Genomic DNA, 23,659 nt, shown 5'->3' on the forward strand with positions numbered 1-23,659 from the left:
AATGTCGCAATCGAATGGAGATTGCCGCGTCGTCTTCGACTCCTCGCAATGACGGCAATGCCCCACCCTCGCAATAGTGCAAAAACAGGAGACCAGAAATGAGAGACAATAAACGGACAACCGTATTCAGAGCCATACGGCAGCTTTTGTGTCTCTCGTTATTGCTACCGGCCCTGCCCGCCACCGCCGCTGACGATGCCGAAAAGTGGTACCAGGTGGAAGTGATTGTCTTCCAGCAGACCGACCACTACGGCCAGGAACAGCCGCGCCGGGATGTAACTCTCACCTACCCGGACAACCACCTGGAATTGTTCGACCCCAATCAGGTAGTTGAAAACGAGGAAGCCGCTACAGAAGTTGTTGAGACTGTCGCAAAAACACCCAACTCCATCCTGCTAACGCCGGAGCCCGATTCTGCAATACCCGAACAGGAACAACCTTTTCAGGTGCTGGAGTCAGGCCAGCGTCAACTGAACAACTACGCCACCGCCCTGCATCGTCGCTCCGGCTACCAGGTGCTGTACCATCAAGCCTGGCGTCAACCGGGTATCAGCTCTGCCCAGGCGCCCTGGGTACTGGTGCGCGCTGGCGACCGCTACGGCGAACACTTTGAACTGGAAGGCAGCCTGCGCCTGGTGCGCTCCCGCTACCTGCACCTGGAAACCAATCTGTGGCTGAGCCGCTTTGTGGAAAATCTGGATTCGCAGCCCTCTGAATTCGAGCGTTTTGAAGGCTTTGAAAACTCTCAGGGAGCCGACGATCTGTGGCCACTGTTGCCGGAATACCCCATTGTGGAAATCCCCCCTTCCGCTGAGCCGGAAGAAGAACAGGCACTGTCTTCAGGCACCCAAAATCCTGCTGAATTTGGCGAATTGATTCTGGAACCCGCAGATACCTTGCCACTGTTCCAGATTGGCGAACTGCCCCCTGAAACACCGCAATTCAAAACAGACCAAATTAACCTGTTTAAAACCAGCCGCCGCATGCGCCGTGACGAACTGCACTACCTGGACCACCCGAACATGGGGGTTCTGGTGCAGGTGACTCACTACGAAGTGCCGGAAACAGAAACGGAAAAACCTGAGACTACGCCTACACCGCTATTGCTCAATAAATAGCAGGCAGCATCACCGTTACCTGGCAACTTGTAATTCACCAGTGGCGACAAACGTAGCCGGGTTGAGCTACGCTGCACCCGGGCTACACCCTGCACTACAGAGGAGGTATATTTATCAAAGTCACCACATATCCCTCCCCCTGCAAATAACGCCCGCAAAAGGCTTGCCCACTCTGCCAGCGACTATTAAGCGATTCTCGCAACTCAATCACAAAGCTTGTATCCGTCAATTCCAGCAGTTGCGCTTTGTCAAAACCAAAATACTGATTAACCGTGGGATACAGCGCTTTAAACAGGCTTTCCTTGGCAGAGAACAGCAGTGTTAAAAACCAGGCCTTATCCCAGGGGCCGCCATCCAGCACCTGAGTATCTTGCGGCACCGCAATAGTGCTGTAGATGCGTTCACAAACATCGTTACTCACCAGCATTTCGCAATCTATGCCAATACCCGCGTAATCCTGCTGTCTGGCGGCGATAGCTACGGCTTTGCCGGCGGTGTGGGAAATGGACCCGACGGCATTTGCAGGCCACAGGGGAATGCGGTTTTCACCGCTTTGTACAATCAGGTTATCACTGCCCAGGGCACGGAGTGCGCGCGCGGCGCAGTAGCGCCCGGCGAGAAATTCCGCCTGTCGTTTGGGTACTGCTTTGCCAACACGTTGTGGCAGAGGAATGTCCAGGTCCCGGTAGCAGTTGGGGTGGTAGTTGTTCAGGTCAAAACCTGTGGATTCAACCACCAGCCCCTGCCCGGCCAGGGGCGCGGCAAAATTATCATTTACCAGAAAAGGCATGGGATTATTTTTCAACAGGCGGAACGTCGTCTTTATTCAGTTGTTCAAGTTCAGCGCGAATGTCATCCGCTGCCTGCTGCATTTCCCGGGCAGTATCCTGCAGTACGGAACTCATTTCGCGAACCGCGCCATCCAATGCGCCATCCACTGCTTCGCCTATGGCGTCACCGGCTTCACTGATGGTATCTGCCAGGGCACCCTGCAATTGCTGAAACGAGCTGCCCAGCATGGATTGGGTGGTGCGATTAAAATTTACCCGCCACTGGCCCTGCTGTTGTTCCAGTACGGTGTCGAAGGTTAACGTAATTCGGCTGTTGCCCTTCACGGATTCAAACGCTGTAGCCACCAACGAACTCTGTTCACTCTCATCCAGGCTGACCTCGCCAATATGCAGGCTTTCGATACGGCGTTTGCCGCTAATGCTGATGCTTTCCATGCTGCTTTTGGTGGCGAGTGCTTTGGCGGCATCGATATTGCCAGCGGCCACAGCTTGCCAGAACTGTTGGGATACCGCTTGCGGGGAAGCGTTATCGGCACAGGCGGCAAGCAACAATACCGCCAGCAGTAATCCATAAAACAGAACATTGCCGCGCCGCTTTGCGGCTCGCAATGACGGTGTTATTTGTTGTAGAAAATTCATCGTTCAACTCCTGTCGAAATCATCTCGCAAGTGCGCACCAATGCCCGGCGAATCAGGGGAATCCTGCTGTCCAGCACCCGCTGGATATCCGCCATGGTGATGTTATCAGGGCCGCGCCCGGCGGCCGGGTTCACCACCAGCGCCAGGCACGCGTAATCCAGCCCCAACTCCCGCGCCAATGCCGCTTCCGGCATGCCAGTCATGCCCACCAGATCGCAGCCGTCCCGTTCCAGGCGGTCTATCTCGGCAGCACTTTCCAGTCGCGGCCCCTGGGTAATGGCGTGCACACCACCGTCGATGGGGTTGGCATTCTCTGCTTGCAAAGCCGCCACCACATGTTGGCGCAGTTCGTCGCTGTAGGGCTGGGTAAAGTCGATGTGTTGCAACGGTACATTGGCACTGTCGCTGTAAGTGTGTGCCCGTCCCCAGGTGTAATCAACAATCTGATTGGGCACTACCAACGCCCCCGCGCCCATATCTTCGCGAATACCGCCCACCGCATTAACAGCGATCACCGCGTTCACCGCTTCCCCTTGCAAAGCAAACAGGTTGGCGCGGTAGTTTACGCAGTGGGGCGGGATACTGTGGTCGTTGCCATGGCGGGCGAGGAACACTACTTCGGCACTGCCCAGCTGACCACACAACAACGGCGACGAGGGTTCGCCGTATGCCGTAGTAACGGATTTTGTTTCAAGGATTTTCAGCTCCGGCATTGCAGTGAGGCCGGTGCCGCCGATAATGGCGATTTTTTTCATAGCTTGTTGTTTGACACTGTCATCCTGAGTGCAACGAAGGATCCCTGTGGTCAATCGGCGCTTGAGATCCTTCGTTGCGCTCAGGATGACAGGATCACTCCCATTCCACCTTCAATCCATAAATCCCCGGCAGATTGCGCCAGTACCCCAGATAATCCATGCCGGAGCCAAACAGGTAGAGATCACTGGTGCTCAGGCCGACAAAGTCCGGGCGTTGTTTGGCGCGCTCGCGGTCGTGGCGTTTTTCCACCAGTACGGCGGTAAATACTTCTTCGGCGCCCTGAGCGCGGCAGTGTTCGGCGATGGCTTCCAGGGTAAAACCTTCGTCAAAAATATCGTCCAGTATCAATACGGTGCGGCCTTTCATGTCCAGCTGTGGCCGGGCCAGCCAGTTGATATCGCTGCCAATCATTTCGCCTTGATAGCGGGTGGCGTGCAGGTAGTCCAGTTCCAAGGGGAAGCGCAGCAGTGGCAACAGCTGGCCGGTAAACACTACGCCACCGTTAAGCACGCAGATCACAATGGGATTTTTGTCCGCCAGCTTTTCAGTGATGTCGGTAGCGATGCGTTCGATAGCGGCGTCTACTTCTTCGCCGGAGCTCAGCTCCAGGGCGTAATCGAGAATTTCTACAACGTCTGGCAAATTATTTACAGATGAATCACTCAAAAGGTTTATGCCCCTGCGGTGTTGGTGGTGCGGTGTTAGTGGTTATGCCATCTGGCACGTGGAGAGTGGATGTGGGGTACGCGATTTCTGCGCCGTGGCTGTCGATGATGGCGGCAATCTTCAACAATACGTCCTGCTTCACTTCGTGAAACTGCACCCAGTTGCAGGTTTTGGTAAAGGTGTAGACAAAGAAGTCTACGGAAGATGCCGCAAACCCATTGAAATTAACAATCAGGGTTTGTCTGGTATCGATTTCATCGTGGGCCTGCAGCATGGCTTTTACATCGCCAACAATGGCGTTCATGGCGGCGATGTCGTCGTAGCGAATACCAATGGTTTCGTAGATGCGGCGGTTGGTCATGCGCGACGGATTCTCGATGGATATTTGAGTAAACACCGAGTTGGGAATATACAGCGGGCGCTTGTCGAAGGTGCGAATGCGGGTCATGCGCCAACCGATATCTTCCACAGTGCCCTCTATTTCCTGATCCGGTGAACGCACCCAATCCCCCACTTTAAAGGGGCGGTCGAAGTAGATCATCATGCCGCCAAAAAAGTTGGCCAGTAAATCCTTGGCGGCAAAACCCACGGCAATGCCACCGATACCGCCGAACGCCAGCAGGCCGGAAATGCTAAAACCAAACACCTGCATCACAATCAGCAGGGCACTGATAATCACTGCCGCCCGCAGCAGTTTGCCCACGGCTTTGGCGGTGGTTTCATCCACTGGCGGGGTCTGATATTCCGGGTTGAGGAAATTGCGTTCGGCGCGCTTGAGGAAGTTAAGCAGAAACAGCATCACCAGGAAAATCACCGCTACTTTATTGGCTTGAGCAATAAGATTTTCCCAGGCCGGGTCGCTGCTAAAGGCAATTTCTGCGGCGAAGTTAATACCCAGAATCCACACCAGCCACACCAGTGGCCGCCGGAAGGCTTCGATCAGGGCATCGTCCCATACAGTTTTGGTTTTCGCAGCCTGTTTCTCCAGGCGGTTAATCACTTTATTGACCAGAAAACCCAGGGTCAGCGCAATAAGGACGATCAGAAACACTTCCGCCATCCACAGGAATTTCGCCCCGACAACGGCGGCCAGCCAGCTTTCTATTTGCTGCACATCAATCTCCTTGCACCAGCTGTTGCAGCCGGGTTTGGGTATTCAAATAACGGGGGTTAGACCGCAACTGCTGCCAATCTACGGTGCCCCTGCCAGCCATGCGCTGCAAACGCTCAGGGCTGGGTAGCGGCTGTTGTAGGGCCTTTTTTTGCGTCTCTTGTTGCATCTCTTGTTGCATGTTTTCTTGTAAGTGCGCCAGCACCTCCAAGGCACCTTCGCGGCAATTGCATGCCAGCACCATATCACAGCCAGCATTCAGCGCAGCAGCGGCTTTTTCGGCGTAACTACCGGCGACATCGGCCCCTTTCATGGACAGGTCATCACTGAAAATCACACCGTCAAACCCCAGCTCGCCACGGAGTATGTCCTGCAGCCAGAATCGGGAGAAACCCACGGATTCCGGCACCACTTGCGGAAATACGATATGAGCGGGCATCACCGCTGTACAGCGACCCGCCAGCCGTGCGAAGGGAATCAGGTCGTTACTGCGAATGGCATCCAGAGGGCGTTGATCAAAAGGGGTTTCCAGATGGCTGTCTGCCCGCACCGCACCGTGGCCGGGAAAGTGCTTGCCGGTAGCCGCCATGCCCGCTTCTGCCATACCGTCGATAAACGCGCCAGCACAGGCCACCATCTGTTCCGGGTTGTCGGAAAAAGCTCTGTTGGCAATTACGGTGCAGCTGTCTTTATCCAGATCCAACACCGGTGCAAAACTGAAGTCGATACCGCAGGCGCGAATTTCGCTGGCCATCAACCAGCCAGTATCCCGGCACAGGGCCAGGCCCTGCTCAGTATCCTGGCGATAGAAATCACCCAGGGTTTGCATCGCTGGCAGGCGTGTAAAGCCAGCTTTAAAACGTTGTACCCGGCCACCTTCCTGATCCACTGCCAATAGCAGTTCAGGGCGAATCGCACGAATATCATCCACTAACGCGCAGATCTGCTGCCGGGATTCAAAATTGCGGGCAAAAAAGATCACGCCACCCACTTGGGGCTGTTGCAGTAACTCGCGTTCGTCAGCGCTGAGAGCAACGCCCTCCAGATCGAGCATCAAGGGGCCTATGGGCATATCACTTAACCCTATGGACAGGTGGTAAAGGAGGCCACGTTAAGAGCCCCCCGCGGCAATGTCAACGCATCTTTTTACCACCATCCGCCACTCCATACTGGTTGCTTTTTGAGCAACCGGATTTGTGGACTCACTACCAGCTGGCACCTAAAATAGTGGTTCATTTCCGCCGCCTTTGGAAAGCCCTTCCCATGCCCCATACATTTCTGCAACACCTCTCTGCTGAACTCGAACAAATTCACGCCGATGGCCTGTTTAAAGGCGAGCGCATCATCACCTCCCAACAAGCCGCTGACATTACCGTGGAAGGTGGCCAGCGAGTGCTGAACTTCTGTGCCAACAACTATCTGGGACTGGCCAACCACCCGACGTTGATCGACGCGGCCAAAAGCGGCCTGGGCAAGCACGGCTTTGGGGTGGCTTCGGTACGTTTTATCTGCGGCACTCAGGATATTCACAAAACTCTGGAGCAGAAGCTGAGTGAGTTTTTGGGCATGGAAGACACCATCCTCTACTCCTCTTGCTTCGACGCCAACGGCGGTCTGTTTGAAACCCTGCTGGGCCCGGAAGACGCCATTATTTCCGATGCCCTCAACCACGCCTCCATTATCGACGGCGTGCGCCTGTGCAAAGCCAAACGCTTCCGCTACGCCAACAACAATATGGCGGAGCTGGAAGCCCGCTTGCAGGAAGCCTGCGAAGCCGGAGCGCGCTTTAAACTGATTGCCACCGATGGCGTGTTTTCCATGGACGGCGTGATCGCCGACTTGAAATCCGTGTGCGACCTGGCAGACAAATACGATGCCATTGTGATGGTGGACGATTCCCACGCGGTGGGTTTTTTGGGAGAAAACGGCCGCGGCTCTCACGAATACTGCGATGTGATGGAGCGGGTAGACATCATTACCGGCACCCTGGGCAAAGCCATGGGCGGCTCCTCTGGCGGCTACACCGCTGGCCGCCAGGAAATTATCGACATCCTGCGTCAACGCTCCCGGCCATACCTGTTTTCCAATTCACTGGCACCGGCGGTGGTGACTGCCTCTATCAAAGTGGTGGAAATGCTGTCCCAGAGCAAAGACCTGATCCAGAAGCTCAACGACAACAGCCGCTACTTCCGTGAACAAATGACCGAGGCCGGTTTTACTCTGGCCGGGGCAGACCACGCCATTATTCCGGTGATGATCGGCGACGCTCGTCAGGCCGCCGAGTTCGCCGACAAAATGTTGGCAGAAGGCATCTATGTGGTGGGCTTTTCATTCCCGGTAGTGCCCAAAGGCCAGGCCCGCATTCGCACCCAAATGTCTGCCGCCCACAGCCGCGAGCAATTGGATAAAGCGATTGCGGCGTTTGTTAAAGTGGGCAAGGAATTGGGGATTGTTTGACGTTCGATGTTAGACGTTTGACGAAAAAGCAGTTCGGAGCGCTGAGCTCAATTCGTCCAACGTCGAACCTCAAACGTCCAACCGAGGGCGTAACATGAAAGCACTATCGAAGTTAAAACCCGAACCCGGCATCTGGATGACCGATGTGGCCAGGCCGGAGATGGGCCACAACGACCTGCTGATCAAAATGCGTAAAACCGCCATCTGCGGCACGGACATGCATATCTACAACTGGGACAAGTGGTCCCAGGACACCATTCCGGTGCCCATGGTGGTGGGCCATGAATTTGTCGGCGAGGTGGTAGACATGGGCCAGGAAGTGCGCGGCTTTGCCGTGGGTGACCGGGTGTCCGGCGAAGGCCACATTACCTGCGGCCACTGCCGCAACTGCCGCGCCGGACGCCGCCACCTGTGCCGCAATACCGAAGGTGTGGGCGTGGATCGCCCCGGTGCTTTTGCGGAATACCTTGTGATTCCCGCCTTTAACGCCTTCAAGTTACCCGACGACATCCCCGACGACCTGGCAGCCATTTTCGACCCCTTTGGCAACGCGGTGCACACCGCCCTGTCGTTCGATCTGGTGGGCGAGGATGTACTGATTACCGGCGCTGGCCCCATAGGTATCATGGCGGTGGCCATTGCCAAACACTGCGGCGCGCGCCACGTGGTAATTACCGATCTCAACGACTACCGCCTGGACCTGGCCCGCAAAATGGGCGCCAGTCGCGCTGTCAATGTGGCCAATGAGAAATTGCCCACGGTAATGAAAGAACTGGGCATGACCGAGGGTTTTGATATCGGCCTGGAAATGTCCGGCGTACCGGTGGCCTTTAACGACATGCTGCACAACATGAACCACGGCGGCCGCATTGCCATGCTGGGCATCCCACCTGGCGAGATGGCTATCGACTGGAACCAGGTGATATTCAAAGGGCTGATATTAAAAGGTATTTACGGCCGCGAGATGTTTGAAACCTGGTATAAAATGAGCAGCCTGATTCAGAGCGGCCTGGACCTGGCACCCATCATCACTCACCACTACCCTGTGGATGATTTCCAGCAAGGGTTTGAAATGATGGCCTCCGGGCATTCGGGGAAAGTAATTTTGGATTGGCTCAAATAATATTGTCATCCTGAGCGCAGCGAAGGATCTCGATGTTCATCCACACAATGAGATCCCTCACTGCGTTCAGGATGACGTAACTGGAAAACAACGTCTATGAAAATAAACATCATCACCACCGGCGGCACCATCGACAAAATTTACTTCGACGCCAAGAGCGACTACCAGGTGGGCGACCCGGTGATTGGCGAGCTGCTTAAACGCATGGAAGTGGGCTTTGAGTTTGAAGTGACCTCTGTATTGCGCAAAGACAGCCTGGACCTCACCGACGAAGATCGCCAGCTTATCGTCGACCGGGTAAAAAACTGCGACAGCGATTATGTTCTGGTAACACACGGCACCGACGGCATGGTGGAAACCGGCAAATGGTTGCGGGAACAGGTACCGGGGAAGCACATTCTGATGACCGGTGCTCTGCAACCGGCGGTCTTCCGCGAGACCGACGCCATCTTCAATATCGGCTGCGCCCTTGGCGCTCTGCAAGCGGTGCAGCCAGGGGTTTATATCACCATGAATGGGCAACTGTTTGACGCCACCCGAGTGGTAAAAAATGTCGCCGCCAACCGCTTTGAGCCCGCAAACCCGTAAAACCCACTTTTTATCCGTATCAAAAGGGTCTTAACGGCCCTTTTCACCGTCATTTCTTTAGATATTTTTTTCATTACCCAGCCGCTTTTTATTCTTCTCTCCTATAAGCAAAATCACTTTTCCATCGCTAATTCCTTGAATTTACGATGCTTATAAAAAACCACTGTTGCCGTAAAAACCAATGCGCGCTGTAGGCACCCAACGGCGATAGGCAAGCCACTTCAGCAATGATAGGGTTTTAGGGCCTGTTCACACTAATTGAATCGCCACTGTTGTAACTCGATTAGTGTGAACAGGCCCTAACTCAACATCCAGATGGGAGCACAGCCGTGGCCAAACACTACCCTGAAATTGGTTCCTGGTATCAGGACGCTGCAGAGGATGTGTTGTTTGAAGTGGTCGCGGTAGACGACAGTGCCGGCACCATTGATATTCAATTACTGGGCGGCGAAATCAGCGAACTGGATTTTGAAACCTGGGGGCAAATGCTGATACTCAGCGCCGAAGCGCCGGAAGACTGGCGCGCCTCCTACGAACTCAGCCGCGAAGACAGCCACGAACTGGACGACATTGTTATTCCCGACAACGTTCAGGACCCCCTGGCAACCCTCGATATAAACAACGGCTAACTCCTCAACTTCAAGCAACTCTACCCTGCTTTCCAACGACTCTGTCATTGCGAGCGCAGCGAAGCAATCTCGACCAGAACACCGCAAACAGCATAAGATTACCGAACTGCTGTGCTTTTCGCCATGGCAGCACAGTTTGGAAATTCAATAGTTTGGAAATTCCCCTTGCATCCACGCCCTCACAGAGCCATACTGGACAAAGTTACAGCTGTATATAAATCCACATTTATGTTTGCCAAGACTTTCCCAGCCAAAGGAAAATCCAATGATTGACCTCACCGCCCGCCAGCAGCAAATTCTCGAACTGATCAAAGAGTATATCTACGATACCGGCTTCCCACCCACCCGTGCCGAAATTGCCGAAACGCTGGGCTTCCGCTCTGCCAATGCCGCCCAGGAGCATCTCAAGGCACTGGAGCGCAAAGGTGTTATCGAGATTGTTCCCGGCGGCTCACGCAGCATTCGCCTGCTGGTGGAAGACGGCGTACCGGATGGCTTGCCGGTGGTGGGCCGGGTAGCTGCTGGCAGCCCGATTCTGGCAGAGGAAAACGTCGAGGATTACTACGAAGTACCAGAACAACTGTTCTACCCTGCCGCTTCCTACTTTTTAAAAGTACAGGGCATGAGCATGAAGGACATTGGCATTATGGATGGCGACCTGCTGGCGGTTCACCGTCAACAGACAGCGGAAAATGGCCAAGTGGTGGTGGCTCGGGTGGACGATGAGGTTACTGTGAAACGCCTGAAACGCACTCGCAGCAAATACGAAATTCACCTGTTGCCGGAAAACGAAGACTTCGAGCCCATTGTGGTAAATCTGCGGGAACAGGAATTTGCCATCGAGGGGCTGAGCGTGGGGGTTTTACGAACGGATATGTAATTCATCCCGTCATTGCAAGGAGTCCGGAGAACAACCTGGCAATCTTGATAACCCCCGTTGGCTGCGCTCGCAATGACGGGGTTTTAATGCAACAACCGCGGCGATTCCTCGCGCACTTCCTGTTCCATCGCTTCTTCTTCATTGATCTGCTCAACCACCTCAATACCCGCATCAATCATGGCTCTGGCCACTTCCACACTGGATTCTTGCAGATAATGCCGGGCCTCTTTGGAAAAACATATTCGCACCAATGGCTCGCCGCCACCATCCGTGCGTTGCAACGCGTAGTCACCGTTGGAGAGTTGAACAATTTCGTAAAGCGTAGTGGGCATGGGGTTACATCTGTTAAACCAGAGAATTGGGAGAGTTTAGCACAAAACAGAGGTGACAAAACGGGAGCTGCACCCGCTACAGAATACAGTTGCCCCCCCCTGTAAGCGCACAAGCGCGCCCTGTTACCTGTGAGCGAAGCGACCTGCCACCTTTATTTCTTCTTGCGCTTATCCTCAATCTCCCACTTGCCGCCCTTGTACCAGGCGCGGAAGCCGGTGGACTTACCTTCCACCTCCGCCTGCACATATTGCTCCTTGGTTTTACGGCTGTAGCGCACGTAGGTGGGCACACCGTCCGGATCGGCTACCGGAGCAGACCACAGGAAGCTGTATTTGGGATCGATGGAGTCCTTATGAGGCAGCATCTCGGCGATTTGCGGCGAGCGGGTTTCCCGGTGCTTGGGAAACTGACTGGCGGCCAGGAACAGGCCGCTGGCACCATCGCGCAGAATGTAGTGGTCGTCCACTTTCACACACTGCAATTCCGGCATGGGCACCGGGTCCATTTTTGGCGGTGCCGGCTGGCCGTTTTTCAGCAGTTTGCGGGTGTTCTTGCAATTTTCGTTGGTGCAGCCAAAGAACTTGCCAAAGCGACCGGTTTTTAGCTGCATTTCGCTGCCGCATTTGTCGCAGTCCAGCACCGGGCCTTCGTAGCCCTTGATCACAAAGGTGCCCTGCTCTACCTCAAAACCATCGCAATCCGGGTTGTTGCCACAGATATGGATTTTGCGCTTTTCGTCGATCAGATAATTTTCCATGGCGGAGTTGCATTTTTTGCAACGGCGCTTGTCCATCAGCTGACGTGCTTCCGCTTCGTCATCGTCGTCTACGTTTATCGCCTCATCCCCGGGCAGCAGGTTTAGGGTGCCTTTGCAGCGCTCTTTCGGCGGCAGGGCGTAGCCCGAACAGCCCAAAAACACCCCGGTACTGCCAGTGCGCACCATCATATGACGGCCACATTTGGGGCAGGGAACATCGGTTTCCGAGGGCGCATTGGGGCGCATGCCCTGTTCGCTCTGCGCCTGTTCCAGCTTGGCGGAAAAGTCGCTGTAAAAGCGGTTGAGTACGTCCTGCCAATCCAGGTCGCCGTCTGCCACCTTGTCCAGGTATTCCTCCATGGCGGCGGTAAAACCGTAGTCCATCAGGTCGGTAAAGTTCTCGTTGAGGCGGTCGGTGACAATATCGCCAATTTTTTCCGCGTAAAAACGCCGGTTTTCCACCCGCACGTAACCGCGATCCTGAATGGTGGAGATAATCGATGCATAAGTGGATGGGCGGCCGATGCCGCGTTTTTCCAGCTCTTTGACCAGTGACGCCTCGCTGTAGCGCGCTGGTGGTTTGGTGAAGTGCTGGTTGGGAATGAGGATATTCAGGTTCAGTTCGTCGCCCACGGCCAGGTCCGGCAATTCCACATCGTCGTCTTTCTTGCGATGAGCAGGCAGCACTTTCAGGTAGCCGTCAAAACGAATCACCCGGCCCTTCACCCGCAGTTCGTAATCACCGGCGGTGACGGTAACCGTGGTGCTGGTAAATTCCGCAGGCACCATCTGGCAAGCCACAAACTGCTGCCAGATCAACTGGTAGAGCTTGCGGGCGTCCGCCTCCATGTCCGACAGGTCACCGGGCATGATGTCGATATTGGAAGGGCGAATGGCTTCGTGAGCTTCCTGGGCGCCGGATTTGCTGCTGTAGGCAATGGCGGCGTCGGGCAGGTATTTATCGCCAAAACGCACGCCAATAAATTCCCGACAGGCCTCCACCGCCTCTTTGCTGAGGTTGGTGGAGTCGGTACGCATATAAGTGATGTAGCCAGCCTCATACAATCGCTGGGCCATCATCATGGTTTTCTTCACCCCGTAACCAAGGCGGGTACTGGCCGCCTGCTGCAGGGTGGACGTGATAAATGGGGCTGATGGCTTTGAGCGGGTTGGTTTGTCTTCCCGATGGCTGACTTGATAATGGGCCGGTTTCAGCTGCGCCAGGGCAGCGTCAGTTTGCGCTTTGTTGCCGGGACGAAAGGCTTTGCCCTGATGACGGGCCACATCAAAGCGGATGATTTGCTCAAGGTCGTCGGCACAACGCTCCAGATCCGCCTGCACCGTCCAGTATTCTTCTGGCACAAAGGCGCGAATTTCCCGTTCCCGCTCCACCAGCATTTTCACCGCCACGGATTGCACGCGCCCGGCGGACAGACCACGGGCGACTTTTTCCCACAGCAGCGGCGACACCATATAACCCACTACCCGGTCGAGAAAGCGGCGCGCCTGCTGCGCGTTAACCCGGTTGTTGTCCAGTTCGCCGGGTTCGGCAAAGGCACCTTTAATGGCACTTTTGGTAATTTCGTTAAACACCACCCGCTTGTAGCGGCCCAGGTCACCGCCAATGGCTTCCTGAAGGTGCCAGGCAATGGCCTCCCCCTCTCTATCCAAGTCCGTGGCCAGATAGATATGGTCGGCGTCTTTGGCGAGTTTTTTCAGCTCCGCCACCACCTTTTCCTTGCCTGGCAGAATCTGGTAATTGGCCTTCCAACCGCGATCCGGGTCAATGCCCATGCGGTTGACCAGTTGTTCTTTGGCTTTGCGGCGCTTGTGTTTGGCTTTTTCTTCCGGCGACATTTTACGGGTCAGGGCAGCGGCCTTGGCGCGAGCCTTTGGGTCTACGGGCTGGCGAGCACCACCGCCGGTGGGCAGATCACGAATATGACCCACACTGGACTTCACCGTATAATCCTTGCCCAGATACTTGTTGATGGTTTTCGCCTTGGCCGGCGATTCCACAATAACCAGTGATTTTCCCATATAGTTTTCAATCCGATTAGCAGCTCATCCCGGCCGCAAAGTCAATACCAACGTCAAACGATCGCCCCAAACTGAACCCTCAGCGGGGTGAAAGTGGCGAATATACACGCACAGAACCGGCACAGGTCAAGAAAAATTTTTTCTTCCCAGAAAATAACTGATAGTAATGAAGGCTACTTTTGCAGGGTTTGTCGCAGGGTTTTGAGAACATCCACAAGGGCGCAAACATCCCCCTCCTCCCCCTGTTCCAGCCAGTGAACCGCCAGCCCCTGACGGGACGCAACAAGGCCGGTAACTCCGGAGGGCAGGCTGGGCAACAACTGCCCCAGCGATTCCTCAATACTCAGTTCGGCAGGCCCCTGAAACCAGCGCCAGTTGGACCATTGCGCCTCCATACCACGACGACTGTTGTGGGTTAACACCCAGGGCCGCAACCCCTCCGGGGCATTGCCACCCCAGGGCAAAAGATAGCTGACAGAATCCAGATCGCGCTCATCATCCCGGGCATCCGGACGGCGGGCAAGTTTCACATGCAAGCCGGCGGCGGAAGCGCAGCGGCGCAGGGTTTCCAGTTTTTTTTGCCTTGGAGATGATTTAAGTCCAATAATGGGCGAAAGAATCAGCGCCAACACCACAATGACCCAAATATATTCCATACTTTCAATAGACCTTTAATTAATTGAGGAGACTGCCCATGTCCAGCTATCAACACATCCTGGTCGGCCTGGATTTGTCACCGGAATCCCGGCAAGTGGTAGACCGGGTCGCCGAATTGTATGCCAGTAACCCCAACGAGCGGCCGAAAATCACGTTGATGCACGTACAGGAACCGCTGTCATTTGCCTACGGCGGCGATATACCCATGGACTTGTCCGAGGTTCAAAGCCAGCTGGAGGAACAAGCCCGAAGCCGTCTGGCGCAGCACGGTAGCACACTTTCTGTGGCCGCAGAGCAGCAGAGGGTCATGGTAGGCCAACCAGCTCACGAACTGCATCGCTACGCGCAAGAAAACCAGGTAGACCTGATTGTGGTGGGCAGTCACGGTCGCCACGGTCTTGCCCTGTTGCTGGGGTCGACCGCAAACGGCGTTATACATGGCGCAGACTGCGATGTACTGGCGGTGCGAATAAGGGAGGAAAACTGAATTTTACATTCATAATCTATGAAGAACTGTCGATAAAAGATAAAGTCAAACATTTGTTTTAACAGTATCTCAGGGCTTTTTATGAAGTGGCGCGCTATTTTCGCGATTTCAGCATTTATCGGCTGTGGCAGTTTGGTTGCCGCGCCGGAAAGCAGCGACATCACCAGCGGCGCGATTGTTATCAACCCCGGCTCACTCAACAGCGTTGACAGCAGCCAGCTGGAACAACAACGGCAAGACTACCAGCAAGCCCTTAAAGCCCTGCGCCGGGGCAACAGCAATGAGTTCCACCGGCTACTGGGCAAGCTGCAACACTACCCCCTGAAACCCTACCTGGAATACGCGCACCTCCAGCCCCGGCTGCACAAGCTGCCACGCCTTGAGATAGACAGTTTTCTGGACCGTTACCAGGGCCAGCGCATCGCCGACAGGGTGCGTTTACAGTGGCTTCGCGCCCTGAAAAACAGCAGGCGTGGCAGCGACTTTGTGCACTACTACAAGCCCAGCCTTGCAGACGCCAAACTGCGCTGCTACTACCAGTACGCCCGCTACCGCACCGGCAACGAACAGCAACAACAAGATGCTTTGCAGCAGGGGTTGGTTCTGTGGAACCAGGGCAAATCCCAACCCAAAGCCTGCAACAAGTTGTTTGCGCAGCTGGAAGAACACCAACTGATCGATGACAAGCTCATCTGGCAGCGCTACAGCAAAGCGCTTTCCAACCGCCAGTACAAGTTGGCCCGCTACCTGCAAAAACGGCTTAAGGCAGAGCCCTACTCCACCTGGGCTGCCAATGCCAGCGCTGCCAGTAAAAATCCTCATCGCATTGGCAACTATGCCCAGTTTGCCGATCAAAGCCCGGAAATGCTGGCGGTAATCGAGCACAACCTGCGCCGCCTCAGTCGTGAAGACCCACAGGCAGCGCTCAAGCACTGGCAGCGTTATCGCAGCAGTCACTCTTTCAAAATGCAGGCCAAGGGCCAAATTAACGAGCGCATTATCAAAGGCCTGCACAAAGAGAAAGCCAGTGCAGCGGCGGATCAGTGGCTGCATCAGACCCTGCCCGAAGCAACCCCTGCACTGTTGGAATGGCGCATTCGCCAGGCCCTGAACGCTGCTCAATGGAGCGATGCTCAGCAGTGGCTGCAGCTTTTGCCCCAGGAATATCGCCAGGAGTCCCGCTGGCAATACTGGCAAGCGCGGCTGGCGCAAAAACTCAATGGCGAAGACCCGGCACCGGTGTATGCAGAGCTGGCTCAGCAGCGCAGCTTTTATGGTTTCCTGGCCAGCGAATGGCTGGGGGGCAGTTACCAGATGAACCACACACCGGCGCAAGCCAGTGATGCCGATGTGAAAATGCTGGCGTTGATTCCCGCCATGGCCCGCGCCCGGGAGCTGTATCACCACGGCGACACACTGGCGGCCCGGCGAGAGTGGCAATACGCCAGCCGCAATTTCAGCGAACGCCAGTGGCAACTGGCCGCAGAACTGGCGCAAAGTTGGGGCTGGAGCAACCAGGCCATCGTCAGCATGATCCAGGCGAGTTTTTGGAATGACATTGAGCGCCGCTTTCCCATCGACCACCACTCGCAATTCGCCCACCAAAGCACCGAACTGGCTATCCACAAGCACTTGCTGCTGGCCCTTGCCCGCCAGGAAAGCGCCCTGGCCACAGACGCCATATCTCCCGTTGGCGCCCGCGGCCTGATGCAACTGATGCCCGCCACCGCCCGGCAAACCGCCCGCAAGTACAAAATCCACCTGGCAAATAATGAGCAACTGCTGGACCCGCAAAAGAATATCGAACTGGGCAGCCGCTATTACCGGGAATTGCTGGACCGCTTTAACAACAACCGCATCCTCGCCACCGCCGCCTACAACGCCGGCCCTCACCGGGTAAAGCGCTGGCTGGAAAACAGCGACATGCAACTGCATTTTGATGCCTGGATTGAAACCATTCCCTTCAAGGAAACCCGCCACTACGTGCAAAACGTGCTGGCGTTTTCCATGATCTACGCTCACCTGCTGGGTTCGGATAGCCGCATGCTCGACGAGCAGGAAAAGGCCCAGCTGCTATAACCCATCGAGATAATCTTTCCGTAGGGTGGATTAGACGCGTAGCGGCGTAATCCACCGACTTCCTGTAGATTTGGCGCAGGACATGAATCCCCAGCTGCTTGCCGTGACTCGCCGTAAATACATCCCTGTAGACTCGTCGCCAGCATCCATGCTGGCCACGGTCACGGCAAGCAGCTGGGGATTCATGTCTTCAAGTTTGGGCGCAAAGCGATACACTACCCATCCTGAAAATTAACAAACCTCTAAACACCGTGAACTCTTTAATCGATATCGGCCTTAACCTGGCCAGCAAAGCCTTTGCCAATGACCGCGATGACATTTTGCAGCGCGCCTTGGAAGCCGGTGTTCAGCATTGTGTACTTACCGGCACGGATATGGAAAGCAATGAAATTGTCGCCCAGCTGTGTGAGTACTATGCCGAGCAATTCCCCAATATGCTGTACTGCACCGCAGGCGTGCACCCCCACCATGCCAGCGAATGGACAGACAACAGCGCCGAAGACTTGAAAGCCTTGGCGAGTAAATCTCAGGTAGTCGCCATTGGCGAAACCGGGCTGGACTTCAACCGCAATTTTTCCACCCCCGAGGAACAACAGCGAGCCTTTGAAACCCAACTGCAAGTAGCAGCAGAAGTGGGTTTACCCGTATTTATGCACGAACGGGACGCCCACCAGCGGCAACTGGAAATCCTTAGGGAATATCGGGATCATTTGGTAGATGGGGTTATCCACTGTTTTACCGGCACCAAACAGGCCCTGTTCAATTACCTGGATATGGATTTACATATCGGCATCACTGGCTGGATATGCGACGAACGCCGGGGCACCGAACTGCAGCAACTGGTAAAAAACGTCCCCTTGCAAAGGTTAATGCTGGAAAGCGACGCCCCCTACCTGCTGCCCCGTACTATCGACCCAATGCCCAAACACCTGAAAAAAAGCCGCCGCAACGAACCGGCGTTTTTGCCTTGGGTATTGCAGGAAGTGAGCCGGCATTATGAATTGCCAGAGAAGGAAATAGCGGCGGGGACTACGGATACGGCGAAACGCTTTTTTCGCATTTGATTGCACAATAGCGACGAGCCATTTGGTAGAAAATTGTCATCGCGAGGGAGCGCAGCGACCGAGATCGCCGCGCTCTGTTCACAATGACAGACGCTCCGGCGGCTATCATCTGTAGCCGCAACGCGGGCGTCCTGTTCACTGTAAGCGCAAAGCGCGCCCTATCTTTTAGGGCTTGCGAAACTTCAACGTCCAGCGATCCGTATTCCCCGTCACCGACTTGCGTCCTACTTCGTAACGCAGTTCATCGTCCAATTTGTAATGCAGTGGCGAGTAGCCGACCAATTCAAAACCTGCGGCCTGTATTTCCACAATGGCTTGTACCGGATCAAAACGGCGGCGGTTTTCTCGGGTTAGTTCCTGCATATGGCGGCGCGTGTGGTCTACCACACCGTAAATGCCGCCGGGTTTCAGTGCCGCAAAAGCCGCTTTGTTCAATTCCTTACGGGAGGCTGTATCCAGGTTATGGTAGTTGCGAAAGGTCAACACCATATCTGCTTTGGCTTTACCCAGGTCGATATTACTGACGGTGTACAGTAGCGGCTCGTCGGTAGAGCGGGCAAAGGTGGTTTTTTCGCCGGCGACTGATACCTTTTCAAAGCCCGGTTGCTCCAGCAGACTGCCCAAGCGCCCTGCGCCAATAGCAACGGTCAACTTGCCCTTGTCCGCCAAAGTGGGGGCCAGCAGTTTGGTGTACCAACCACCGCCAGGCATAATTTCGATCACCGCCATATCGTCTTTCAGGCCAAAAAAATTCAGGGTTTGTATGGGGCGGCGATTGCGATCACGGGCTTTTTCACTGTCTGTACGAACCTCTGCCTGCAGAGCTTTCGACAGCTTGGTGACTACCGGGTCTGGCTCGGCGGCAACGCCAATTGTGGTAGCAGCACACATCAATGCCGCGATGAATAATTGAGTTTTCATGTTATTCCCTCCAAAAATATAAGAAATGCCAACTCGTAAACCAATGAGCTGACCGGGTAACTATAGACGTTTTTTTACCTTTGCGGTGGGCAATGCCTGCAGCGGATTATCTGGCCACGGGTGTTTTGGGTAACGTCCTTTCATTTCTTTTTTCACCTGCTGGTAGCTACTGCGCCAAAAGCTCGCCAGATCTTGAGTAATCTGTAAAGGCCGCCGTGCTGGAGACAGCAGGTGCACCATCAATTCAACCTGCCCTCCGGCAATGCTGGGTGTTTGCAGGCAGCCAAACATTTCCTGGAGTTTTACCGCCAGCACCGGTGGCGACTGGCTGTAGTCTACGGCAATGGAAGAACCTGAGGGCACCGACAGCCTGGCAGGAGCCAGTTTTTCCAGCTCTTGTGGTAACGGCCATGGCAGCAGGTTGGCCAGTATTACCGCCAAATCCAGTTGCTGAAAGTGGCTGAGGCGAGAGATCGGCTCCAGGTAGGGAGCCAGCCAATCATCCAAACTGTCGATTAACGCCTCGTCGGACAGGTCTGGCCAGGGGTTTCCAAGTGTGCGATGCAACAACTGCACCCGGTAGCGCCACTGCTGTATATCCTTTGTCCACGGCAATATCCGCAAGCCCCGTTTGCGTATTACATCCAGCAACGCTGCGGTTTTTAGTTGATTGGCCACCCCCGCCAGTGGCTCGGCATTCAGCACAATGGCGCCAATGCGCTGCTGGCGCTGGGCGATAAATTGCTCGCTGCGGTCGTCCCAGTGTGCCTTTTCTACCACACCAAGCAGCCCGGCCAAGTGGTCTTCGAACAATTGTGGCGACAGCGGCACGGCACCGTAAATGCGATCTTCGGCGCTACCCACCCGCCCGCTCAATTCAGCCACCACCAGCCAGGGCTCTCCCTGCAAACTGCTGTGCGGCGACAACTGCGCCAGGCGGCCATTGCTGAGTTGGTAGTTGTTGTCAGTCTTGAGCTGAGCAATCCGATCCGGGTACGCCAGCGCCAACAGCAAACCTGATACCAGACAGGCATCCACCGTTTTTTCCACATGGGCCTTATCACACAGGGCCAGGTAGCGTCGAGACTGTTCACGCACCCGCTGTTGCCAGCCTTTCAACGCAGGAGGGCAACGTTGGGCTGCCAACAAGCCAAGGGCATCTCCCAGGTCTACCCCGCAATTGGCAGGAAGGCGCTCAGACAATAACGCGGCCAGATCAGCGGCGCTTTTTTGCAAGCCCCACTGCTTTGCCAGCAATAACATATTGGCAAGCCGCGGATGGCAAGGCATGGCGGCCATACGTTGACCATGGGGGGTTAACTGCCAGTGGCCACCTTGGGTTTCGCGGGCGGCCGCGAACGATGCCAGTAACTCCAGCGCCTGTCGATAGGCTCCACCGGGAGGCGCATCCAGCCACTGCAATTCGTTGGGATCATCCACCCCCCAGGCCAGTAACTGCAGAGCCAGGGGTGCCAGATCCGCCTGCAGGATTTCCGGGGTGGCGTGGCTCGCCAGAGATTGCTGCTGCTGATCGCTCCACAGGCGATAGCAAACACCGGGGCCCAGACGCCCTGCCCGCCCCGCCCGCTGCACGCTGGAGGCTTTGGATATACGCCGGGTGCGCAAGCGGGTCATGCCGTTGTTGGGATCGAACTGAGGCTCCCGCGCCAGCCCGGAATCCACAACAGTGGTTATGCCGTCAATAGTGAGGCTGGTTTCAGCGATATTGGTGCTGATTACAATTTTGCGCACATTGGCCTCAGCCGGAGCGATGGCCTGGCGTTGTTGTTCAAAACTGAGAGAACCGTAGAGCGGCGCCAGCAGGATATCTTCTCTGTCCGCCAGCCGTTCCCGAAGGCCGTTGGCAACTCGGGTAATTTCCCGCTGCCCCGGCAGAAACACCAACAGGCTGCCACTGGTTTCTGCCAGCCCACGCATCACCGTATCGACAACTAACGGCTCGACCGGGTCGCCTGTTTTGTGATTCTTGGCGTAGACAATGTCCACCGGGTAGCTGCGCCCCTGACTGGTTACCACCGGTGCGCCACTCAACATCTGCGCTATACGTTCGCCATCCAGGGTGGCGGACATCACCAACAGTTTCAGCGACCTCTCGCTGTCGCGAAAAAGGGCCCGCCCTTGCAGAGTCAGGGCAAGCCCCAGGTCGGCGTCCAGGCTGCGTTCGTGAAATTCGTCGAATATCACCACACCAACCCCTTCCAGAGACGGGTCGTCCTGAAGCAGTCGAGTAAGAATACCTTCGGTAATCACTTCGATACGGGTTTCGGCACTCACCTTGCTCTGCAGGCGCATGCGGTAACCCACGGTTTTGCCCACCGCTTCACCCAACAGTTGCGCCATACGCTCTGCTGCCGCTCGTGCCGCCATACGGCGGGGTTCCAACAGTAGTATTTTTTGGTTGTTCAGCCAGGGTTGTTGCAATAATTCCAGAGGAACCACTGTGGTTTTACCGGCACCGGGGGGGGCCTGTAATACCACCTGGTCGGTGGCGGCCAAGTGTTTTAGCAGTTCTGGCAGGGCCTCTTGAATTGGCAGCTTGTCAGTCATTTTCAGCTTGGTCATTTGCGTACCCAAGATGGGTTTTACTTTCTGTAACACGCCGTGCATACATCCATGTAGGCTCGTCGCCAGCATCCCTGCTGGCCACGGTCACAGAAAGTAAAACCCATCTTGGGTACGCCGCGGTGTAACCGGGATTGCTCAGTTGATCTTTTTATACAAATCTCCCGACCCAGCGCCACAGGCAATAATGGTGCGCATCATATCTTCCAGTTTGATATCCGGGCGCAGCTCTACCTGCTCTGGTTTCAGGTGGTACATGTTGCCAGAAGTGGGATTGGGGCCAGTGGGTACAAATACAGTGAAGTCACCATTGTCGTGACGGGATGTCACCAGTGCCGTGACGTTGGTGGGGCTTTGCGGGCCAAATATTTTTGCCCGGCACACTTCGCCATTGGCAAACGGGGATTTGCTGGCATCGCCAAAAAACTGCGCGATCACCTCCTTGACCATGCGATAACCCGGCGCCAGCTTGAGCAGGTAACGGTCGAACAGCCGATGGGCCCAGGCACCAATACGGGTTGAGACCAGAGAACCCACCACAAAGCACAGCACCAGAATAATGGCGATCACAATCAGGTCGCCCACCAGCTCCGGCAATCGGTTATCCCCCACCACCAGATTGGTAAGCGGTTGAATCCAGTTGGTAATCAGTGCAAACAGCCATTTGAACGCCGCCGCCAGTATCACCACTGGCAACAGCACCATGACGCCACCGATAAAGATCTTTTTCATTGTCATTCCTTGCTATCACGTCTGATGTGAAGGCATAAACTCGATATTAATGTTTGTGAACCTGACCAGCATGGATGCTGGCGACGAGCCCCTGGGAAGGGTTGACGGCGTGTCACAAACATGAATACCGGGCTTGTGCCGGGTTCTATGCTCATTGTACTGATTCAGGTTGCATTCAGGTTACCTCCGTTAATCTTTCCAGCAAGTCGGAAAAACCGGCCCCACCCCTAAAGGAGAATGACCATGAAAACACCCATATTAAAATCCGCCCTGTTAAAACCGGCGCTGGTTGTTGTGGCGCTGGCAACCCTGTCTGGCAGTGCAATGGCCGGCGGCCATCGGGACTATTATGACAGGCATAACGATCGCCATTACAGCAAACACCACTACAACGGCAACCACACGGACTACGCCCGAGTGATCAGCGTAAAGCCTATTTACAAAAAAGTTCGCACTTATCACAGCGACTATCGCCATGACGATGGTTACGACTACTACGACCGCGGCTCCTCTAAAAAGCCGCTGATCGGCGCCATCATTGGCGGCGGTGTGGGACACGCCCTGGGCAACCACAAAAAAAGCAAACGTGCAGGCGCCGTGGTGGGCGCAGTGCTGGGCGCAGCCATCGCTTCAGACGTCAGCAAAAAACACCGTCATCATGGCTATCGGGATCGCGGTTATTACGACTATCATCAGGAAATCGTCGGGTATAAAGTAAAATACCGCTACAATGGCCGGGTGTATAAAACTCGCACCCAATACGACCCCGGCAGACGCATCAAAGTAGTGGTAGATGTGCGCCCCGCACACCGACACTATTAATCCGGCACACTTGCGCGGAAGTGCTTGAGTTTATTGAGCTCGCGCTGGCTACGCCAGCAGCGGCACATCCCTGTACCGCATTATTAGCCCGGCACTAATTGCCGCCGGGTTAAACTTTGCCCCATCAGTAGAGGAACCTGTTATGAACTACCTACCCACTGTATTACCCAGGTATACCGGCAAGTTCCTCTGCGCGCTTTTTCTTGGTGCCAACATCGGCCTGACCAGCCTGCCAGCTAACGCAGATATCAGCCGCAAACAGGCAGCTACTATCGCTGGAAAAAATGGCGGCAAAGTGCTGAAAGTGTCACCTTCTACCCGCAAAGGAAAGAAAGTGTTTCAAGTCAAGATTTTGACCCGCTCCGGTGAAATTCGCTACCTGGTAATCGATGCCAAAAACGGCAAAATACTCAGGGGCCGATAACA

Annotated in this window: 23 protein-coding genes; 11 read left to right on the top strand and 12 right to left on the bottom strand. The window is 55.2% G+C overall.

Translation table 11 applies throughout. From position 1 onward, the window contains the following. Positions 1–98 precede the first annotated feature (98 nt). Entirely contained in the window at positions 99–1,118 is a 1,020-nt protein-coding gene (locus ACVBEJ_RS06385; RefSeq protein ID WP_447128777.1) for a CsiV family protein, read from the top strand. Positions 1,119–1,212: 94 nt separating this feature from the next. Here the strand turns inward: ACVBEJ_RS06385 and ACVBEJ_RS06390 are convergent, their stop codons facing one another. The 6 genes from ACVBEJ_RS06390 to nagZ form a co-directional block, all read right to left on the bottom strand. Next, the gene (locus tag ACVBEJ_RS06390) at positions 1,213–1,908 is read right to left on the bottom strand and encodes a 4'-phosphopantetheinyl transferase family protein (RefSeq protein WP_447128778.1); all 696 of its coding nucleotides are present in this window, start codon (positions 1,906–1,908) and stop codon (positions 1,213–1,215) included. A gap of 4 nt (positions 1,909–1,912) precedes the next feature. Beyond that, positions 1,913–2,548, bottom strand: coding sequence for a hypothetical protein (locus ACVBEJ_RS06395; protein ID WP_447128779.1), 636 nt, complete (start codon positions 2,546–2,548; stop codon positions 1,913–1,915). Beyond that, positions 2,545–3,303, bottom strand: coding sequence for an S-methyl-5'-thioinosine phosphorylase (locus ACVBEJ_RS06400; protein ID WP_447128780.1), 759 nt, complete (start codon positions 3,301–3,303; stop codon positions 2,545–2,547). Before ACVBEJ_RS06400 ends, ACVBEJ_RS06395 begins: the two co-directional genes overlap by 4 nt. Positions 3,304–3,397: 94 nt before the next feature. Then, positions 3,398–3,970, bottom strand: a complete 573-nt coding sequence (locus ACVBEJ_RS06405) for a hypoxanthine-guanine phosphoribosyltransferase (protein WP_447128781.1) — start codon at positions 3,968–3,970, stop codon at positions 3,398–3,400. Then, on the bottom strand, positions 3,963–5,090 hold the full coding sequence (locus ACVBEJ_RS06410) for a mechanosensitive ion channel family protein (protein WP_447128817.1): 1,128 nt from the start codon (positions 5,088–5,090) through the stop codon (positions 3,963–3,965). The genes ACVBEJ_RS06405 and ACVBEJ_RS06410 overlap by 8 nt, the downstream gene beginning before the upstream one ends. Beyond that, complete coding sequence (gene nagZ, locus ACVBEJ_RS06415) at positions 5,086–6,153, bottom strand: beta-N-acetylhexosaminidase (RefSeq protein ID WP_447128782.1); 1,068 nt, start codon at positions 6,151–6,153, stop codon at positions 5,086–5,088. Before nagZ ends, ACVBEJ_RS06410 begins: the two co-directional genes overlap by 5 nt. A gap of 191 nt (positions 6,154–6,344) precedes the next feature. Here nagZ and ACVBEJ_RS06420 point away from each other — a divergent pair, with 191 nt between their 5' ends. The 5 genes from ACVBEJ_RS06420 (at position 6,345) to lexA (ending at position 10,758) form a co-directional block, all read left to right on the top strand. Next, complete coding sequence (locus tag ACVBEJ_RS06420) at positions 6,345–7,538, top strand: glycine C-acetyltransferase (RefSeq protein WP_447128783.1); 1,194 nt, start codon at positions 6,345–6,347, stop codon at positions 7,536–7,538. A gap of 94 nt (positions 7,539–7,632) precedes the next feature. Next, positions 7,633–8,661, top strand: coding sequence for an L-threonine 3-dehydrogenase (tdh, locus tag ACVBEJ_RS06425; RefSeq protein WP_447128784.1), 1,029 nt, complete (start codon positions 7,633–7,635; stop codon positions 8,659–8,661). A gap of 96 nt (positions 8,662–8,757) precedes the next feature. Continuing rightward, on the top strand, positions 8,758–9,249 hold the full coding sequence (locus tag ACVBEJ_RS06430) for an asparaginase domain-containing protein (RefSeq protein WP_447128785.1): 492 nt from the start codon (positions 8,758–8,760) through the stop codon (positions 9,247–9,249). Between the two features lie 329 nt (positions 9,250–9,578). Then, entirely contained in the window at positions 9,579–9,878 is a 300-nt protein-coding gene (locus ACVBEJ_RS06435; protein ID WP_447128786.1) for a DUF6763 family protein, read from the top strand. A 265-nt stretch (positions 9,879–10,143) separates the two neighbouring features. Beyond that, positions 10,144–10,758, top strand: coding sequence for a transcriptional repressor LexA (gene lexA / locus ACVBEJ_RS06440; protein ID WP_447128787.1), 615 nt, complete (start codon positions 10,144–10,146; stop codon positions 10,756–10,758). 83 nt (positions 10,759–10,841) lie between these two features. Here lexA and ACVBEJ_RS06445 read toward each other — a convergent pair whose 3' ends face one another. The 3 genes from ACVBEJ_RS06445 to ACVBEJ_RS06455 form a co-directional block, all read right to left on the bottom strand. Continuing rightward, positions 10,842–11,090, bottom strand: coding sequence for a hypothetical protein (locus ACVBEJ_RS06445; protein WP_447128788.1), 249 nt, complete (start codon positions 11,088–11,090; stop codon positions 10,842–10,844). A gap of 152 nt (positions 11,091–11,242) precedes the next feature. Next, a complete protein-coding gene (gene topA, locus ACVBEJ_RS06450; protein WP_447128789.1) occupies positions 11,243–13,888 on the bottom strand; it encodes a type I DNA topoisomerase in 2,646 nt (881 codons plus the stop codon). Between the two features lie 173 nt (positions 13,889–14,061). Next, positions 14,062–14,544, bottom strand: a complete 483-nt coding sequence (locus tag ACVBEJ_RS06455; protein ID WP_447128790.1) for a hypothetical protein — start codon at positions 14,542–14,544, stop codon at positions 14,062–14,064. A 38-nt stretch (positions 14,545–14,582) separates the two neighbouring features. Here ACVBEJ_RS06455 and ACVBEJ_RS06460 point away from each other — a divergent pair, with 38 nt between their 5' ends. The 3 genes from ACVBEJ_RS06460 to ACVBEJ_RS06470 all read left to right on the top strand — a co-directional run bounded on the left by ACVBEJ_RS06460 (position 14,583) and on the right by ACVBEJ_RS06470 (position 18,175). After that, positions 14,583–15,032: a universal stress protein gene (locus ACVBEJ_RS06460; RefSeq protein ID WP_447128791.1), complete on the top strand. Its 450-nt coding sequence runs from the start codon at positions 14,583–14,585 to the stop codon at positions 15,030–15,032. Between the two features lie 81 nt (positions 15,033–15,113). Continuing rightward, positions 15,114–17,111 carry a transglycosylase SLT domain-containing protein gene (locus ACVBEJ_RS06465; protein WP_447128792.1) on the top strand — a complete coding sequence of 666 codons (1,998 nt, stop codon included), beginning with the start codon at positions 15,114–15,116 and terminating at the stop codon, positions 17,109–17,111. A 251-nt stretch (positions 17,112–17,362) separates the two neighbouring features. Continuing rightward, entirely contained in the window at positions 17,363–18,175 is an 813-nt protein-coding gene (locus ACVBEJ_RS06470; protein WP_447128793.1) for a TatD family hydrolase, read from the top strand. 165 nt (positions 18,176–18,340) lie between these two features. Here the strand turns inward: ACVBEJ_RS06470 and ACVBEJ_RS06475 are convergent, their stop codons facing one another. The 3 genes from ACVBEJ_RS06475 to ACVBEJ_RS06485 form a co-directional block, all read right to left on the bottom strand. Then, positions 18,341–19,096: a class I SAM-dependent methyltransferase gene (locus ACVBEJ_RS06475; protein ID WP_447128794.1), complete on the bottom strand. Its 756-nt coding sequence runs from the start codon at positions 19,094–19,096 to the stop codon at positions 18,341–18,343. A 60-nt stretch (positions 19,097–19,156) separates the two neighbouring features. Continuing rightward, a complete protein-coding gene (gene hrpB / locus ACVBEJ_RS06480; RefSeq protein WP_447128795.1) occupies positions 19,157–21,679 on the bottom strand; it encodes an ATP-dependent helicase HrpB in 2,523 nt (840 codons plus the stop codon). Positions 21,680–21,817: 138 nt separating this feature from the next. Next, positions 21,818–22,411, bottom strand: coding sequence for a DUF502 domain-containing protein (locus ACVBEJ_RS06485; RefSeq protein ID WP_447128796.1), 594 nt, complete (start codon positions 22,409–22,411; stop codon positions 21,818–21,820). Between the two features lie 243 nt (positions 22,412–22,654). Here ACVBEJ_RS06485 and ACVBEJ_RS06490 point away from each other — a divergent pair, with 243 nt between their 5' ends. After that, the gene (locus tag ACVBEJ_RS06490; RefSeq protein ID WP_447128797.1) at positions 22,655–23,233 is read left to right on the top strand and encodes a glycine zipper 2TM domain-containing protein; all 579 of its coding nucleotides are present in this window, start codon (positions 22,655–22,657) and stop codon (positions 23,231–23,233) included. 142 nt (positions 23,234–23,375) lie between these two features. After that, positions 23,376–23,657, top strand: coding sequence for a PepSY domain-containing protein (locus ACVBEJ_RS06495; RefSeq protein ID WP_447128798.1), 282 nt, complete (start codon positions 23,376–23,378; stop codon positions 23,655–23,657). The last annotated feature ends 2 nt before the right edge of the window (positions 23,658–23,659 follow it).

Source organism: Porticoccus sp. GXU_MW_L64, from assembly GCF_052983295.1.

Excerpts from the sequence above, each read along its gene's own strand:
- ACVBEJ_RS06385 (WP_447128777.1), top strand. The coding sequence starts at position 99 with ATGAGAGACAATAAACGGACAACCGTATTCAGAGCCATACGGCAGCTT.
- ACVBEJ_RS06390 (WP_447128778.1), bottom strand. The coding sequence starts at position 1,908 with ATGCCTTTTCTGGTAAATGATAATTTTGCCGCGCCCCTGGCCGGGCAG.
- ACVBEJ_RS06395 (WP_447128779.1), bottom strand. The coding sequence starts at position 2,548 with ATGAATTTTCTACAACAAATAACACCGTCATTGCGAGCCGCAAAGCGG.
- ACVBEJ_RS06400 (WP_447128780.1), bottom strand. The coding sequence starts at position 3,303 with ATGAAAAAAATCGCCATTATCGGCGGCACCGGCCTCACTGCAATGCCG.
- nagZ (WP_447128782.1), bottom strand. The coding sequence starts at position 6,153 with ATGCCCATAGGCCCCTTGATGCTCGATCTGGAGGGCGTTGCTCTCAGC.
- ACVBEJ_RS06420 (WP_447128783.1), top strand. The coding sequence starts at position 6,345 with ATGCCCCATACATTTCTGCAACACCTCTCTGCTGAACTCGAACAAATT.
- tdh (WP_447128784.1), top strand. The coding sequence starts at position 7,633 with ATGAAAGCACTATCGAAGTTAAAACCCGAACCCGGCATCTGGATGACC.
- ACVBEJ_RS06430 (WP_447128785.1), top strand. The coding sequence starts at position 8,758 with ATGAAAATAAACATCATCACCACCGGCGGCACCATCGACAAAATTTAC.
- lexA (WP_447128787.1), top strand. The coding sequence starts at position 10,144 with ATGATTGACCTCACCGCCCGCCAGCAGCAAATTCTCGAACTGATCAAA.
- ACVBEJ_RS06445 (WP_447128788.1), bottom strand. The coding sequence starts at position 11,090 with ATGCCCACTACGCTTTACGAAATTGTTCAACTCTCCAACGGTGACTAC.
- topA (WP_447128789.1), bottom strand. The coding sequence starts at position 13,888 with ATGGGAAAATCACTGGTTATTGTGGAATCGCCGGCCAAGGCGAAAACC.
- ACVBEJ_RS06455 (WP_447128790.1), bottom strand. The coding sequence starts at position 14,544 with ATGGAATATATTTGGGTCATTGTGGTGTTGGCGCTGATTCTTTCGCCC.
- ACVBEJ_RS06460 (WP_447128791.1), top strand. The coding sequence starts at position 14,583 with ATGTCCAGCTATCAACACATCCTGGTCGGCCTGGATTTGTCACCGGAA.
- ACVBEJ_RS06465 (WP_447128792.1), top strand. The coding sequence starts at position 15,114 with ATGAAGTGGCGCGCTATTTTCGCGATTTCAGCATTTATCGGCTGTGGC.
- ACVBEJ_RS06475 (WP_447128794.1), bottom strand. The coding sequence starts at position 19,096 with ATGAAAACTCAATTATTCATCGCGGCATTGATGTGTGCTGCTACCACA.
- hrpB (WP_447128795.1), bottom strand. The coding sequence starts at position 21,679 with ATGACCAAGCTGAAAATGACTGACAAGCTGCCAATTCAAGAGGCCCTG.
- ACVBEJ_RS06485 (WP_447128796.1), bottom strand. The coding sequence starts at position 22,411 with ATGAAAAAGATCTTTATCGGTGGCGTCATGGTGCTGTTGCCAGTGGTG.
- ACVBEJ_RS06490 (WP_447128797.1), top strand. The coding sequence starts at position 22,655 with ATGAAAACACCCATATTAAAATCCGCCCTGTTAAAACCGGCGCTGGTT.
- ACVBEJ_RS06495 (WP_447128798.1), top strand. The coding sequence starts at position 23,376 with ATGAACTACCTACCCACTGTATTACCCAGGTATACCGGCAAGTTCCTC.